The sequence below is a fragment of the Romboutsia sp. LXY-2 genome (assembly GCF_056171995.1).
Map to the genome: position 1 here is coordinate 693,389 of NZ_JBKFGI010000001.1, position 15,958 is coordinate 709,346.

The window sequence follows — 15,958 nt, forward strand, 5'->3', positions numbered from 1 at the left end:
CTAACAAATTTTAATACTTTTTACTTAAAATTAACACATTAGTATCTTCGGGTATGTGAAATATACAACGGTTATAATACACTATAATTTACTTATATGTAAAAAAGAGTACACCCTCTAATAATATACAATCACTAAAGTATGTACTCTTTTCATTAAGTTATTAACATTTTAAAATTTCATTAAGCGGAATGCTTATTCTTCTTATGTTTAGAACTTATACCGCCATTTATATCTATATACTCATTATGCACAGATTTCACTACCTTAGTAAGTGCCAATAAAGCAACTAAGTTCGGAATAACCATAAGACCATTAAACATATCTGACATAGTCCATACTATAGAAACTTCACCTAATGTTCCTAATAACACACATAAACACACTAGAACACCATATGCTTTAACTGCTTTTGCACCAAATAAATATTTTATATTTGCTTCTCCAAAGAAGTACCATCCTATTATTGTTGAGAATGCGAAGAAGAACATACAGATTGCTATAAATATATCACCAAATTTACCAAATACTGATGAGAACCCTGCTTGAGTAAGAGCTGTACCAATAATAGATCCATCCGGAGTTACTGAACGAGTTGTTATTATAACTAGAGCTGTAAGATTTAATATTACAAAAGTATCTATAAATACCCCCATCATTGCAACAAAACCTTGTTCTGATGGATGATCAACCTTTGCCACTGCATGTGCATGAGGAGTAGAACCCATACCTGCTTCATTTGAGAACAGTCCACGAGCAACACCTTTGCTCATAGCTTTTTGTATAGTCGCCCCAACAACCCCACCTGCTATAGCTTGTGGTGCAAAAGCTCCAACAAATATTTCTTCAAATGCTAAAGGTATATTTCTAAAATTAACAAGTATTACTATTAAAGATCCTATGATATAGAATAATGCCATAACAGGAACAACTATTTCAGTAACTTTAGCTATTCTACTTATACCACCTGAAAATACCATATATGCTAATACTGCTAGTACAACTCCGATTATAAGAGGATTAATGCCAAATGCCGTATCAAATGCTGCTGCAATTGAGTTTGATTGAACTGCATTTCCCATAAATCCTAAAGCTAATATTATAAATACTGCAAAAGAAGCAGCAAGCATTTTACCAAACTTACCTTTAAAAGCAGCTTCTATATAATAAACAGGACCACCTGTCACTGTTTTATCATCACCTATTTTTTTGAATTTTTGAGCCATAGTCGCTTCAGCGTATATCGTCGCCATACCAAAGAAAGCGCTTACCCACATCCAAAATATTGCCCCTGGACCACCAACAGCAATCGCCGTTGCAGCTCCAGCCAAGTTACCAGTACCTACTTGTGCCGCTATAGCAGTTGCTAAAGATTGAAATTGCGACATACCTTCGTTACTAGCTTTTTCACTTTTCTTAAATAATCCACCAAAAGTCCTTCTAAAGCCTTCACCAAAGCCTCTTACCTGAATGAACTTCAATTGACACGTGTACCATACCCCAGTTCCTACTAATAGGAATAAAAGAATATTCTTGTCCCATAGAATGCCATTTACCGTTGACACAATCTTTGTTAATACTTCCATTATAAATACCCTCCATTTTGTATAAAATTTAAAGACCGGAAAATAAAACTATAACTTAAATATTGTGATAAATAAATTGTGAAAGAAAGATTAAGTTTTTTAATCTATCTAAATCTTAAGTGATAAAACTATGAGATGATATCTTAGATAGTGCAAAATTTATATGTATGATATAAATATTATACTTGCAATTATATTGTAGGACTTTTCACATTAATTGGCAACTTCTATGACCTCCATAGAAATTATCGATAATGCTAATTTTTACTAGAAAATCTATTTTTTTATAGTTTTTGATAAGGTTTGCTTATTTTTTAACGATTTTAATGGTTATTTTCCTAACTATACTTAAAAAAATAAATTTTTATATTTTTTAATTTTCCTATTTCAAATACACTTTTCATATATTAGGATTTTGTTATGTACAAAAATGGCTTCTGTAAAATACAGAAGCCATTTTTTATTATATATTATTGTTAAAAGAAATAGTACTTTCTCTTATTACAAGTTCACTTGGTATTATAACTTTCTTGCAATACCTTCTGCTCTTGTTAATCTTTTCTAAAACAAGATCTACTGATGCACTCGCTAAATGTTCAATATGAACTCTAACTGTTGTAAGAGGTGGTATTGTATACTGGGATGCTATTAAATCATTAAACCCTATTATACTAACATCCTCTGGTACTTTAATATTATTTTCGTATAGAGCCTTAAGTACTCCTGTTGCAATAGTATCAGTACCTACAAAGAAGGCTGATGGTATTTTTTTGTCACTCTCTATAAAATCTCTTATAGTCTCATAACCAGCCATTGTAGTCATTTCTTTCGTATCCAATACATTTTCTTTTTTATATAGGCCCTTATCCTTCATATAATCAGTATAGTACTTAAGTCTATTATCCATACTTTTTTCTTTAAAATCATCTAAGGTCTTATAACTTCCTATGTATCCTATTTCAGTATGACCTAATTCTAACAAGTAATCTAGAGCTTTGTAAGTTCCTAGTTTAAAGTTTATATTTACTGAGTCAAAATTCTGCTCATCTGGAGCTGAGTCTAAGAATACAATATTATCACTAACCTTATTTAACATAGAAACTTCTTTTTTACTAAATTTACCTATTGCAATTATTCCATTTATACCTTCATCACCAATAAACTTATATTCATCTTGTGACTTATAAACATTTACCACTTCTATTTCATTATCAAAACACTCTTTGTCTACTACACTTCTTAAAAGTAAGTAATATGGGTCTTGTAGTTGCTCGCTGTGATTATACATCTCAACAACACCTACTCTTAGTTTATTTATTTTAACTTTACTTACATTTTTTCTTTGCTTTAATGTTTTGTATTGCATCTCTTCTGCAATCTCAAATATCTTTATCTTTGTTTCATCAGACACACTTATAGTACTATCGTGATTTAATACTCTAGATACAGTTCCAACTGATACACCAACGCTGTTGGCAATTTCTTTTAGTGTTGCCACCTACTTACCTCCTTTTATAATGTATTACTTTACTTTGATAATCATATCCTCATATCATTGAAGGAGTAGTAAAACTTTCCTTAGGATTTAACTCAAATTCAAAGTCACGTTTGTTTATATAGTTATTTTACCCTATGAAACTCTTTATGTAAACCTTTGCAACCAACATCACAATGATCATAGTGTTTATAAAAGCTAAATCTTCATTATCTACTACTCACTATATACTACTGCAATATTTCTTTCTTAGTAACATGATATATCTGTATATCACAACAAAGACTTTATAATTTTTTTACTATGTTTTACTATATTTCCACTTTATTTTATACGTAAAAAATAGCCTAATATCTAGGCTATTCTTTTTACTTATTATTTTATTTTAGAATCTACAAATTCAATCACATCTTTAGGTATTAAATTTGTCTTTTCATATCCCACACCATTATTGCTTAAGTCAAATTTTACTATTTCTCCACCACTAAAGTTTTTATCAACTAAATCTTTAATTGTAAGTTCTACACCTACCCCAACATTCTTAAGAGCTGAGGTTAATATTGTATCTGGAGAAATATAATTTTGAGGCATATCAACAGCTACTACCAGTTTGTTATTTTCTTTTGCCACTTCATAAACTCCTGAGTTTACCCCTCCACCTGCTGTGAAAATTATCCCGATTCCATCCTTATACATTTGATTTGCTATAGCCTTACCTTTAGCTGCATCTGTAAAAGAGTTTGCATATTGTATTGTTAGTTTAGAATCCTTATTCACTTCTTTTAGGCCTTTCTCAAATCCTATAGCAAAATTAGTAACTGAAGGTATATCCATACCACCTATAAATCCAAATTTACTAGATTCACTTACTTTTCCTGCCACTAGACCAGTTAAATACCCTGATTCTTCTTCATTAAACATTATACATCTAAGATTTTCAGGTATATTATCAAAGCTAGCATCTACTATTGCAAAATTTTGTTCTGGATAGTTTTCTGCCGCTTCTTTTAGTGCATCTCCAAGTTTAAAACCTATACCAATTATTAAGTCCGCACCTTGATCAACTGCTGTTTCAACATTAACTTTATAATCACTTTCTTGTTTTGCTTCTAAATAATTTACTTCTATATTATATTTTTCCTTTGCTTTCATTGCGCCTTCATGAGCAGATTGGTTAAATGATTGATCATTTACTCCACCTTCATCTAAAACTAAAGTAACCTTCATTTTTTCTTTTACTGCTTCTTCTTTTTTAGTGCATCCTGATAACCCAATAAAATTTAAAGCTAGCAATCCACTTAAAAGTATGTATTTTATTTTTTTCATATTTCCTCCTTTGTCAACTTTTCCATGATGATATTATTTTTTTCAACTAGTAAGATTCTATACCAAATTAGTATAACAAAAAACTTATATACCTAAAAAGTGTTATTGTATAAGGCAATTAATGGTAGTATTATTGTAAATATAATATATAGGGGTGATAATAAGATGGAGGGTATTTAATAAATGGCTAATAGTCATAGGTATAATAATAGTAGCCATTATAATTTATTTTTATCCAAAATCATTTAAACAAACGTGTGAAAACGTACAAATTTTTGAGAATGGAAATAAGATTAATACTACTACAGTTAATGTAGATGGAAAAACCCATAGTGGCAGGTTTGTTTGGCAAAGACTGAAATTTAGCCAAGAGTTATACGGAACAGTAGCTATAGGTGATAAAATTTATAATATGTCTCCTATAGATTTGTATGAGTTCCCTGATGAAGATGGTAATTATACAGATTACGGAATATTTTATTCATTGTTGTCGATTGAACCAGAAGATATCATTAACGATAAGTTTCTTAGCCTATATGTAACTCACGACAAAAGTAAATTATATATTAACTCTTTATCTCCAAATTCATCTACTGAGTTTATTTATCCATTTAGCTCTGATGAAGACTATAAAGAAGTTAAAGACATAGTACAACCTTAAAATACTAAAGAGGGCTAATTGATCTTCTTTAGTATTTTAATATATTTTCTTATCATAATTAAACATACTTATAGAAATTCACATCTGATATTCCTTCTCTTAACTCCCTTAACTTCGGTGCAAATTTTTTAAAATGTTCTGTATTATTATGTATAGCTATCGCTTCTTCATCTTTCCAGACTTCTATAAAAGTTAATATTCTAGGATTATTTATATCTTCATATAAGTTATAAGATATACATCCTTCTTCTTTTTTACTTTCTATAGCTAATTTGTTTGTTTTTGCTTTATATTCATCTATTCTACCATCTTTTATTAACGCTTTTACTACTAAAGTTATAACACTCGCTCCCCCCTCTAATTAATATTTTTGTTATTTGCGATTAATTCTAACTTAATTATCTTTTACTTTCAACAAAGGTTTTTTTAAGTATTATTTTAATATATCTATCAATGCAAAAAAGAAGCCTTATTGGCTTCTTTTTGCTAATTCTATTATTTCAGTTGCGTGTTCCATTGTTTTTTCTGTTATATTACTTCCTGCTATTAACCTTGCTATCTCATCTACCATTTCACTGTCATCTAGCTTTTTAATAGTAGTAAAAGTTCTATCATTAGCAGTATTCTTTTCTATACAATAATGAGTATCCGCATTAGCTGCTATTTGAGGTAAATGAGTTATACATATTATCTGCTTTTTCTTAGCTATATTACTTAACTTTTCACCTACTATTTGTGCTGCTATACCACTTATACCAGTATCTATTTCATCGAAAACTAATGTATCTATTTGGTCTATATCAGCAAGTATAGTTTTGAATGCTAGCATAAATCTAGACATCTCTCCACCTGATGCTACTTTATATATAGGTTTTATATCTTCTCCTAAGTTGAAAGATATCATAAACTCTATATCATCTTTTCCATTTTGAGTATATGTACAGTCTTCAAAATTAACTTTAAAAACTACATTTTTCATGTTTAAGCTTTTTAACTCTATTAGTAAAACTTCTTCAAGTTTTAATGCAACTTCTTTTCTAGCGCTAGTTAAAGCTTCAGCTTTTATTGAAAGAACTTTTTCAAGCTTTAATATCTCTTTCTTTAGCTCTTCTACTCTTTCATCTCTATTTAATATTTCATCAAGTCTAGCTCTAGTTTTATCGTAGTAAGCTAAAATATCATCTATAGAATCTCCATATTTTCTTCTAAGGTTGTTTATTTCATCTACTCTAGTTTCTATTTGTTCTAGCTGGTATGGCTCAAAATCTATACTCTCTTTATAGTTTCTTATTTCTCTAGCTATATCTTGAAGCTCATACATTATTCTTTCTATATTTTCATTAAAATCAGAAAGGCTATTATCATACTGAGCAATACTTGATAACTCACTTGAAGCATTTCCTATTAAATCTACAGCATTAAAATTACCTTCATAAAGGTTTGCATAACTTTGATTTAAGTTACTATATATTTTTTCACTATTTCTATATACATCCCTTTGCTTAAGTAAATCTTCATACTCATCTTTACTTAAATTTGCTGATTCAATTTCATTTATTTGGAATCTTAATAAATCTATTTCTCTTTGGATTTGCATATCATCTTTATTTTCAGTTAAAGCGTTTAGTGCACTTTTAACTTTACTATATTCAAGATATGCTCCTTTATAATCATCTTTAAAACTTTGTAATTCATGTTCTCCAAATAAATCTAAAAACTCTAAGTGAGTCTCTTTATTAAATAAAGCTTGGTTTTGATGTTGTCCATGTATATCTATTAATGTAGATGATATTTCTCTTAATAAAGATAACTTAACCGTTCTACCATTAACTCTTGCAACACTTTTTCCATCTGCATACATAATCCTAGTAATAACTAATAAGTTATCTTCATCTAGTTCTATGTCGTTATCATTTAGTACTTTAGTTAAATGTGTACTTTCCGAAGAAAAAACAGCTTCAACTAATCCTTTTTCAGTTCCTTTTCTTAAAAAAGATCTGTCATACTTTTCCCCTAAGCAAAGTCCTAAAGCATCTATTATTATAGATTTACCAGAACCTGTTTCTCCTGTCAGTATGTTTAGATTGTTATCAATATTAAGCCTTAATTCTTCAACTAAAGCACAGTTTTTCATATACAGTTCAAGGATCAATTTTTAAATCCCCCTTTTAATATAAGAATTTTTTCTTTTTTATTTTATTAATTATTTTTGTATTTTTTAGTTATTTTTCTAAGAAGTCTTTTTGTTAGACTTTCTTTAACGCAGAATTACTCATGTACTAATATAGCACATGAGCAAAATAATTTCTATATTAAGCTAATTGATGAGAAGACTCAACAACCTCATTTATCTTCTTCGAGTGTGCTTCACTGTCAAATACAAAGCCTTCATTTCCATTTTTTAAGTGTATTAAATATTCTATATTTCCTTCTGGTCCTTTTATAGGTGAGAAATCTAATCCTAATATAGAGAATCCATTTTCTACAGCAAAATTAGATATAAAATCTATAACCTCTATATGAGTAGACTTTTCTCTAACTACACCTTTTTTACCAACTTTTTCTCTTCCAGCTTCAAATTGAGGCTTTATTAAAGCTACTATTTCTCCACCTGGTCTAACTAGTTCTTTAGCTTTTGGTAAAACTAATTTTAAAGATATGAAAGAAACATCTATTGATGCAAAATCTGCAAATTCCTTAGTTTGTTCTATAGTTACATGTCTTATATTTGTTCTTTCCATGCAAACTACTCTTTCATCTTGTCTTAATTTCCAAGCAAGTTGTCCATATCCAACATCTATAGAAAATACTTTAACAGCACCATTTTGAAGCATACAGTCAGTAAATCCACCTGTAGATGCACCTATATCCATACATATTTTATTTTGTAATGTTATATCAAAGTTTTTCATAGCCTTTTCAAGCTTTAATCCACCTCTACTAACATATGGTATCGGATTTCCTTTTACTTCTATCTTAGCATCGTCTTTAACGTCTACACCTGCTTTATCACATCTTTGATTGTCTACAAAAACAAGTCCAGCCATTATCGCTTTTTTCGCTCTCTCTCTACTATCAAAGTATCCTTGCTCTACTAATAATACATCTATTCTCTTCTTCATATTGTTACCTTTCCAGTCTATAAGCTCTTAATCTTTTCTGCTATACCATTTGGAGATAAACCTATATTTTCATATATATCATCTGCATTCCCATGAGGTATGAATTGTTCTGGAAGAGCTATGTTAGTTATTTTTACATTGTAATTATTATCTATTATAAATTTATTAATTCTAGTTCCAAACCCACCTGTTACAACATTATCCTCTATTGTAACTATGTTTTTGTTATCTTTTATTATTGTATGAAGTAAATTTTCATCTATAGGCTTTAAGAATCTAGCATTAACTATAGTTGGGTTTATATTATCTTTTAATAATATTTCTTTTGCTTTTATTGCATTTTTAACCATATTACCTATAGCTAGTATTACTACATCGCTACCTTCAGATATTACTTCATACTGGCCTACTTTAAATGAATCATAGTTAGCATTTTCTAAGTAGTAGCTATTTCCTCTAGGATATCTTATTGCTACTGGACCATTTATATCTAATGATAAATCCATCATCATTTCAAGTTCTTTGCTATCTTTAGGAGCCATAACGGTAATATTTGGAACATTGTTTAAGAAACTTAAATCAAACATACCGTGATGAGTTTCTCCGTCATTCCCAACTATCCCAGCTCTGTCTATTAAGAAAGTTACAGGCTTTTCAGTTATACATACATCATGTATAACTTGATCATATCCTCTTTGTAAGAAAGAAGAATATACCGCAAAATATGGCTTCATTCCATTTTTAGCAAGTCCTGCAGCAAAAGTAGTAGCATGTTGTTCTGCTATGCCAACATCATAGTATCTATTCGGATGAACTTTTTCAAATAGGTTTAGTCCTGTACCCGATGGCATTGCAGCAGTTATTGCAACAATCTTATCATTCTTATCTGCCATTTCAATAAGTTTTTCACCTACCAAAGCCGATATTGATTTAGTGCCAGATGTACCTACTCCAGTTTTTATATCAAACTTTGATACGCCATGATATTTTTCAGGGTGCTCTTCTGCATATTTATAACCCTTACCTTTTTTAGTTATTACGTGTAATAATATAGGTCCCTTCTTAGATTTTGCTCTTTTTAGGCTATCTATTAAACCTTTTGTGTCATGTCCATCTATAGGACCATAATATCTTATCCCTAATGACTCAAATAATCCGCTCTCTTGAGGCGTAAAAGGACTCATAATACTATCTTTAACTTTATTGGCTGTTTTAGATATAAAAGCTCCAGTCGCCGTTACACTCAATAGCTTTTCAACTTCATCTTTCATTTTGTCCATTGTAGAATTTCTAATATTACCTGATAAATGTAGAGCCATTCCACCAACATTCTTATCTATAGACATTTCATTGTCATTTAATATTATTATCATATCAGTATCTATGTAGCCTAAGTGATTTATAGCTTCTAATGCCATTCCTCCTGTTATAGATCCATCACCTATTACAGATACTACACTATAATCTTCATTTTTAATATCTCTAGCACATGCAATTCCAACTCCGGCAGAAATCGAAGTACTACTATGTCCTGTATCAAATATATCATGAGGACTTTCACATTCCTTAGGAAAGCCGCTAAGCCCGTTATATTGTCTTAAAGATACAAATTCATCTTTTCTTCCTGTAATTATTTTATGTACATAAGATTGATGTCCAACATCCCATATTATTTTATCAGTTGGGCTGTCAAAAACTTTATGTAATGCTAAAGTCAGTTCAACAACACCTAAATTAGAAGCCAAGTGTCCTCCAGTTTGCGAAACAGATCTTACTAAAAATTTACGTATGTCCTTAGCAAGTAAATCCAACTCATCAACAGTCATATTCTTGATATCTTTGGGAGAGTTCACTTTATTTAAATATTTGTACATATTATCCTCACCTACTATTTGATTAAATTTTGCCGTATTATATTTATATTAATATTACTTATTATATTTACCTTAAAAACTAAATATTACTCATATACTTGTAAATATTAACAATTTTACTATAAAAATAAATTATACTACATTAGCAAATTGAATATATCTTGTATTAATGCAAAAAAGTCTTCAATAAGAAGACGTTATGCTTATACCGCTCTTTCCTCTTTTGAGTAGTTGGAATAAGGGCAAAAGCCTCTTATCCCATTATTATTGCTACTAAGATTCCTAGTATTGCGCCACTATATACTTCTAAAGGAGTATGCCCTATTAGCTCCTTTAATCTTGTATGTTCTATATGTTTTGTATGATGAAAATCATCAATCATCTGATTTATGATTGCTGCCTGTTTACCTACCGCTCTTCTTACTCCTGCAGCATCATACATTATTATTAAAGCAAATACAGTTACTATAGCAAACTCTACAGAGTCAAATCCTCTTTCCATACCTACTAAAGTACCTAAGCTTGTCACAAAAGAACTGTGAGAACTTGGCATTCCTCCAGATGTGAATATTCTAGTTATCTCTATCCTTTTTTCTTTCCCTGTAAATATCTTAATAAATTGAGCTAAGAAACAAGCAAAAATACTTATTCCTAGGACCTTGTTGTCAAAAATTTGTGAAAAAAATTCCATTTTACCTCCTTAATATTCTCTAGAGATTATATACTCAGCCAGTCCTTCTAAGAAAGTTGTGTCACCACATAATCCGTTAATATTTTGTTTTGCTTCATCTATTAAATTATTAGCAATTTCTTTTGATTTTTCAAGACCTAATAAAGATGGGTAAGTCGACTTATTGTTCTCAATATCACTGCCAACATTTTTACCTAATTTAGCTTCATCTCCAACTATATCTAGTATATCATCTACAATTTGGAATGCTAGACCTATATTTTTTCCATATGTAGTTATCATTTTTAGTTTTTCTTCATCTGCTCCACCTACTATAGCTCCCGCTCTCATACATCCAACCATTATAGCTGCAGTTTTATTAAGGTGTATAAAGTCTAGCTTGTCTTTTTCTATTTTAATATTTTCACTTTCAACGTCTACTACTTGCCCACCTATCATTCCATAAATTCCCGATGTCTTGGCAATCTCATTTATAGCTTTTAAATATTTATTAGAGTCTTCTTTATTTATGGAATTTGAAAGCATAACTTCAAAAGCATAGTTTAAAAGAGAGTCTCCTGCAAGTATTGCCATAGCTTCGCCATATACTTTATGGTTAGTCGGTCTTCCTCTTCTTAGATCGTCATTGTCTAGTGCTGGTAAATCATCATGAATTAAAGAATATGTATGTATCATCTCTATCGCCATAGCAAAAGGTACTGCATTTTCTTCTAATCCCCCAACAGCTCTACATGCTTCTAATGTAAGTATTGGCCTAAGTCTTTTGCCTCCAGCACTTAGCGAATAGTTCATTGCTTCTATTACAGTTTTTTGGTAGCCTTCTTCCTTTGGCATATACTCTTTTAATAACTCTTCTATATAATTAGCTTTTTGTTTTAGTTCTTGTTTAAATTCCACAACTAATCCTCCCTAATATTTAAATCTTCTTCTATACCTAGCGAATTAAATTTACTTATTTGTAACTTCGCACCTTCTAAAAGCTTATTGCAATGTTTATAAAGGCTAATTCCTTCTTCATATAAACTTAAAGATTCATCTAAGCTAGCACTTTTAGATTCTAATTTATTTAGAATTTCTTCTAACTTTGTATAGGCTTCTTCATATGTTAAATTCATATTATACCTCTTTGACATTAATTTTTTCTACAGTACACTCTAAGTTACCATCTTTTAGAACTATTTCTAAATTATCGTTAACATCTATTTCTTTTACGCTGTTTATAACCTCATTATTTTTTTCTACTATACTGTATCCCCTGTCTAGTGTTGCTAGAGGACTAAGATTATGTAGCATAGCACCCATATTATGTAGCTTTTCAACTTCCAAATTAAGGTTATTTTCAACTTCAGAGGTTATTTTATCATATATCTTATCTAATTGTATAATCTTATCTTTTATAGTGTAGCTTCCAAGATAGTTGTTGATTTTATCAAAGATTGATTTTAATCTATATTCATCTATTTGTACTTGATTAATTAATGATTTACTAATTCTATTTTTTATATTATCCAATTTATAAATCATATCCTCAAGGGATGGTGTCGCTAATTCAGCAGCTGCTGATGGAGTAGGTGCTCTCATGTCAGCAACAAAGTCACATATTGTAAAATCCGTTTCGTGTCCTACTGCAGATATTATGGGTATATGCGATTCAAATACTGCTCTTGCAACTATTTCTTCGTTGAAAGACCAAAGTTCTTCTATAGAACCGCCTCCACGCCCTACTATAATAGTCTCCACATTGTTGTAATCGTTAAAAAATTTTATACCTTCACAAATATCATTTGCTGATTTTGTACCTTGTACTGCTACTGGATATAACTTTATATTAACTTTGGGATATCTTCTTTTTATTACATTTATAATATCTCTAATTACAGCTCCAGTTTCCGAAGTAACTACCCCTATTGATGTAGGCATTTTAGGAATTTGCTTTTTATATTTGTAATCAAATAAGCCCTCCTTGCCTAATTTTTCTTTTAATTTACTAAATTCAATATATAGATTTCCCATACCCTCTACTTCAAGTGAATTTATGTATAGTTGGTAAGATCCATCTCTCTCATATACAGAAATATATCCATTTGCAATGACTTTTACACCGTTATCTAAAGGAAGGCTTTTGTCAAAGTTACTTTTAAAGATTACACAGTTTAGTTTTGAGTTTTCATCTTTTAAAGACAAATACACATTTCCGCTACTATGTACTTTAAAGTTTGATATTTCACCTTTAACCTTTAGATTATATAAAATCGGGTCATTTACAATGATTCGTTTTATGTATGAATTTGCTTCACTTATTTCTAGGGCTCTAAGTTTCATATTTATACTCCTAGTTTGATTTTAAAAATCTTTCCAATCCTATTATAGCACACCCTACCCCATTATCTGTTGAAAATTGTGGATTTGTGAAGTATGCATCTATTGATTTTTTCTTTAATCTGTAAGTTAATTCTTTATTTATGTATTTACTTGCAGATACTCCACCAGCAAATACAACCTCATTTAGATTATAATTTTTGCAAATATAAGTAATACTTTTTTCAATATTTCTAACTACTGAATCTAAAACTGTCTTAGAAACATATTCCTTACTTTTACTATCTATTATTCTATTTACTTGATTTTCAAGTCCTGATAAGTTCATGTAACCATCTTTAACTGATGTTTTTAAGCCAGTCTCTATTTTTTCTTCACATTTTAGAGCATTTTGGTCTATATATTTACCTGATGGGAAAGGATAACCCATAGCTACACCAACTCTATCTATAAGTTGTCCAAAGCTTATATCCTTACTTCCTCCAACTATATCTATACTATATCCCAAGTTATTATTCGCCTTATCATCTTTACTTATTAAAAGTACCTCAGTAGTACCACCTGACATATGTATTGATAAAAATTTATCTTTGTTTTTTATTTCATTTGTAAATAAACTTGCTTCTATGTGATTTTCTTGATGAGTTGTTTCATAAACCGGACAACTTATCATACTTCCTAACATTTTAGAAAAATTATATCCTACTGTAAAAACTGGCATATACGAGTCTTCTACTGGTCGTGGTTTTTGAGATACACAGATTGCGCATACATTATAATTTTCCATAAGTTTATTTATTTTATCACTAATTTTTCCTAAGTTATTTACATGCTGAAAAACAGCTTCACTTTGTCTTAATCCTTTGCTATTTTCCTTGACTTCTAACATTATTTTTTCATTATATATTAAATCTCTATCTAAAGAGATAGCTGCTATAGAAGTCGTATAGCAGCTAGTATCTATTCCTAATATTATATTATTCATCTCCGATTTCATTAACAACACTTCCTAATATTCCGTTTATAAACTTAGGAGTCTTATCATCACAGTATACTTTCGCTATCTCTACAGCTTCATTTATAGATACTCTGCTTGGTATTTGCTTTATACATAATAATTCACATACAGATAATCTTAATACAGATAAATCTACCTTTGGCATTCTATCTACTGACCAGTTTTTAGCATACTTGTTTATTAATTCATCTATTTTATTGTGGTTTTCTTTTAAACCAACGCATACCGCTCTCATATAGTCCATATCTATCATATCTTCTAGTTCTAGATCTCCAAGAGTAAGCTCAGGGTTATTTGAATATTGTAGTCTTAACTCTTCGTATCTATTTCTTATATACTCTAAGTTATTTCCTAAGAATTCGTTTAACATACCTTCTAAGTTTTGTACATCTTCCTTCATTATATTAGCTTGATATAATAACTTCATCATGTACTCTCTGCTCGTTACTTTTTTTGCTTTATCGTTCTTCATTGTTTTACGGCCTCCTTCAGTTTTATTATGCGCCATTAAGCAATAATAATTCTATTTGCTTGTAATGCATAATATTTTAATAGAATAAACTCTATAGTGTTTTTCGCTCATTTTGTCTTTTCTTAATCTATTCATTAAAAAACCCCCTGATACTCTCAGAGGGTTTTTATTAACTTTTTTTAGTCTTAGCTTCTAATTCAACTTTTTCTTTCTTAAAGTTGATTCCTTGAACATGTATATTTACTTGAGAAACTTTTAATCCTGTCATTGTTTCAACAGTGTTCTTTACATTTTCTTGTACTTTTAAAGCTGTATCTTGAATTGATATACCGAAGTCTATCATTATCATTACGTCTAAGTTAACGTCCTCGTCTTCTATTTGTATTTTTACGCCATTATTTTTAAGTAGTTTATCTGTAAATGTACTTGTAGTCTCTACACCATCTACTTCTAAAGCTGCAAGTCCTGCTATTGTAGCAATTACATCATTAGATATTTTAACTTGTCCAAAATTGTTATTTTCCATGATAAATACTTACCTCCTATATAAGGAACTATTTTTATATACTAATAATAATACCAAATCACACTAAATATTGCAAGGAAATAACCTTAGTTATATTAATTAAAGCCTTATATTCAGTATATATAATAAAGTTTGCCCAATGTTTATCGGTTTTAAACAAAGGGCAAACTTTTTCTTTTAATTATTATTCATTAATTTAATATTTTCGTATTTAACTCCTGATTGCTCTGCTACTAAGTCAAATATTTTAGCTGCATCTGATTTTTCTAAGCTTTCTTCATTTACTACTACATTAACAGTTCCCTCACTTATATAAACTAATGCATTTTCAAAACCTTTTGTACTTAGTAAGTTTTCTATAGCAAGCTCTGTTTCTTGATCTTTTACTAATCTTAACTTCATGTCAGAAGCTTCTTTTCTAGTTTCTTCTGAAGTTGATGGATTGTTTATCATTTCATTTAAGCTTGTAGATAATTCATTTCTTTGTTTTTCTCTAGTCATCTTCATATCTAATATATATGTAGCCTTTTGCATATTCTTTTGATTAGTTAATTGTTCTTTTATTTCTTTACTAGTTTCTGTTACTTTTTCTTCTACTTCACTAGTTTTACTATCAACTAACGCTACTTCTTCATCTTTTTCTTCAGCATCTTCAGCACCTTCAGCTTCAACAGCTTCCTTGTCTTCATTCTTTTCTAATTGCGCTTGTTCGTAAGCTTTAAACTCATTTGATGTTTCTAATAATGATTTTTTACTTAATTGATAATTTACTACTCCTAATACTACTAACATTGCACTTAGTGATAATACTACAAATCCTCTACTCTTATAATTAAATTTCATTTTTATCCCCCCGGTTATATGTATT

At 29.7% G+C, this 15,958-nt stretch carries 16 protein-coding genes; 1 reads left to right on the forward strand and 15 read right to left on the reverse strand.

Annotated elements, in window-relative coordinates; all coding sequences use genetic code 11:
• Positions 1 to 182: 182 nt before the first annotated feature.
• The 3 genes from ACI48P_RS03290 to ACI48P_RS03300 all read right to left on the reverse strand — a co-directional run bounded on the left by ACI48P_RS03290 (position 183) and on the right by ACI48P_RS03300 (position 4,407).
• Positions 183 to 1,586: an alanine/glycine:cation symporter family protein gene (locus ACI48P_RS03290; protein ID WP_475213429.1), complete on the reverse strand. Its 1,404-nt coding sequence runs from the start codon at positions 1,584 to 1,586 to the stop codon at positions 183 to 185.
• Between the two features lie 463 nt (positions 1,587 to 2,049).
• On the reverse strand, positions 2,050 to 3,084 hold the full coding sequence (locus ACI48P_RS03295) for a LacI family DNA-binding transcriptional regulator (RefSeq protein ID WP_475213431.1): 1,035 nt from the start codon (positions 3,082 to 3,084) through the stop codon (positions 2,050 to 2,052).
• Between the two features lie 372 nt (positions 3,085 to 3,456).
• Complete coding sequence (locus ACI48P_RS03300; protein WP_475213433.1) at positions 3,457 to 4,407, reverse strand: BMP family ABC transporter substrate-binding protein; 951 nt, start codon at positions 4,405 to 4,407, stop codon at positions 3,457 to 3,459.
• Between the two features lie 154 nt (positions 4,408 to 4,561).
• Here ACI48P_RS03300 and ACI48P_RS03305 point away from each other — a divergent pair, with 154 nt between their 5' ends.
• Positions 4,562 to 5,068, forward strand: coding sequence for a hypothetical protein (locus ACI48P_RS03305; protein ID WP_475213435.1), 507 nt, complete (start codon positions 4,562 to 4,564; stop codon positions 5,066 to 5,068).
• Between the two features lie 58 nt (positions 5,069 to 5,126).
• On the opposite strand, the gene ACI48P_RS03310 is transcribed toward ACI48P_RS03305, so the two are convergent.
• The 12 genes from ACI48P_RS03310 to ACI48P_RS03365 form a co-directional block, all read right to left on the reverse strand.
• A complete protein-coding gene (locus tag ACI48P_RS03310) occupies positions 5,127 to 5,408 on the reverse strand; it encodes a putative quinol monooxygenase (protein WP_475214139.1) in 282 nt (93 codons plus the stop codon).
• Positions 5,409 to 5,537: 129 nt separating this feature from the next.
• The gene (recN, locus tag ACI48P_RS03315; protein WP_475213437.1) at positions 5,538 to 7,220 is read right to left on the reverse strand and encodes a DNA repair protein RecN; all 1,683 of its coding nucleotides are present in this window, start codon (positions 7,218 to 7,220) and stop codon (positions 5,538 to 5,540) included.
• Between the two features lie 160 nt (positions 7,221 to 7,380).
• A complete protein-coding gene (locus ACI48P_RS03320) occupies positions 7,381 to 8,190 on the reverse strand; it encodes a TlyA family RNA methyltransferase (RefSeq protein WP_475213439.1) in 810 nt (269 codons plus the stop codon).
• 17 nt (positions 8,191 to 8,207) lie between these two features.
• Positions 8,208 to 10,064, reverse strand: coding sequence for a 1-deoxy-D-xylulose-5-phosphate synthase (dxs, locus tag ACI48P_RS03325; RefSeq protein WP_475213441.1), 1,857 nt, complete (start codon positions 10,062 to 10,064; stop codon positions 8,208 to 8,210).
• A gap of 253 nt (positions 10,065 to 10,317) precedes the next feature.
• Entirely contained in the window at positions 10,318 to 10,755 is a 438-nt protein-coding gene (locus ACI48P_RS03330; RefSeq protein ID WP_475213443.1) for a divergent PAP2 family protein, read from the reverse strand.
• Between the two features lie 9 nt (positions 10,756 to 10,764).
• Positions 10,765 to 11,652 (reverse strand): polyprenyl synthetase family protein, encoded by an 888-nt coding sequence (locus ACI48P_RS03335; RefSeq protein ID WP_475213445.1) that lies wholly within the window; start codon positions 11,650 to 11,652, stop codon positions 10,765 to 10,767.
• Positions 11,653 to 11,654: 2 nt separating this feature from the next.
• Positions 11,655 to 11,870, reverse strand: a complete 216-nt coding sequence (gene xseB, locus ACI48P_RS03340) for an exodeoxyribonuclease VII small subunit (RefSeq protein ID WP_475213446.1) — start codon at positions 11,868 to 11,870, stop codon at positions 11,655 to 11,657.
• Position 11,871: 1 nt separating this feature from the next.
• Positions 11,872 to 13,077 carry an exodeoxyribonuclease VII large subunit gene (xseA, locus tag ACI48P_RS03345; RefSeq protein ID WP_475213448.1) on the reverse strand — a complete coding sequence of 402 codons (1,206 nt, stop codon included), beginning with the start codon at positions 13,075 to 13,077 and terminating at the stop codon, positions 11,872 to 11,874.
• Positions 13,078 to 13,087: 10 nt separating this feature from the next.
• Complete coding sequence (locus tag ACI48P_RS03350; RefSeq protein WP_475213450.1) at positions 13,088 to 14,071, reverse strand: Kae1-like domain-containing protein; 984 nt, start codon at positions 14,069 to 14,071, stop codon at positions 13,088 to 13,090.
• Positions 14,052 to 14,564 carry a transcription antitermination factor NusB gene (gene nusB, locus ACI48P_RS03355; protein WP_475213452.1) on the reverse strand — a complete coding sequence of 171 codons (513 nt, stop codon included), beginning with the start codon at positions 14,562 to 14,564 and terminating at the stop codon, positions 14,052 to 14,054. The genes ACI48P_RS03350 and nusB overlap by 20 nt, the downstream gene beginning before the upstream one ends.
• A 169-nt stretch (positions 14,565 to 14,733) precedes the next feature.
• Complete coding sequence (locus ACI48P_RS03360; RefSeq protein ID WP_475213454.1) at positions 14,734 to 15,090, reverse strand: Asp23/Gls24 family envelope stress response protein; 357 nt, start codon at positions 15,088 to 15,090, stop codon at positions 14,734 to 14,736.
• 177 nt (positions 15,091 to 15,267) lie between these two features.
• Positions 15,268 to 15,933, reverse strand: a complete 666-nt coding sequence (locus ACI48P_RS03365) for a SpoIIIAH-like family protein (RefSeq protein WP_475213456.1) — start codon at positions 15,931 to 15,933, stop codon at positions 15,268 to 15,270.
• Between the last annotated feature and the right edge of the window lie 25 nt (positions 15,934 to 15,958).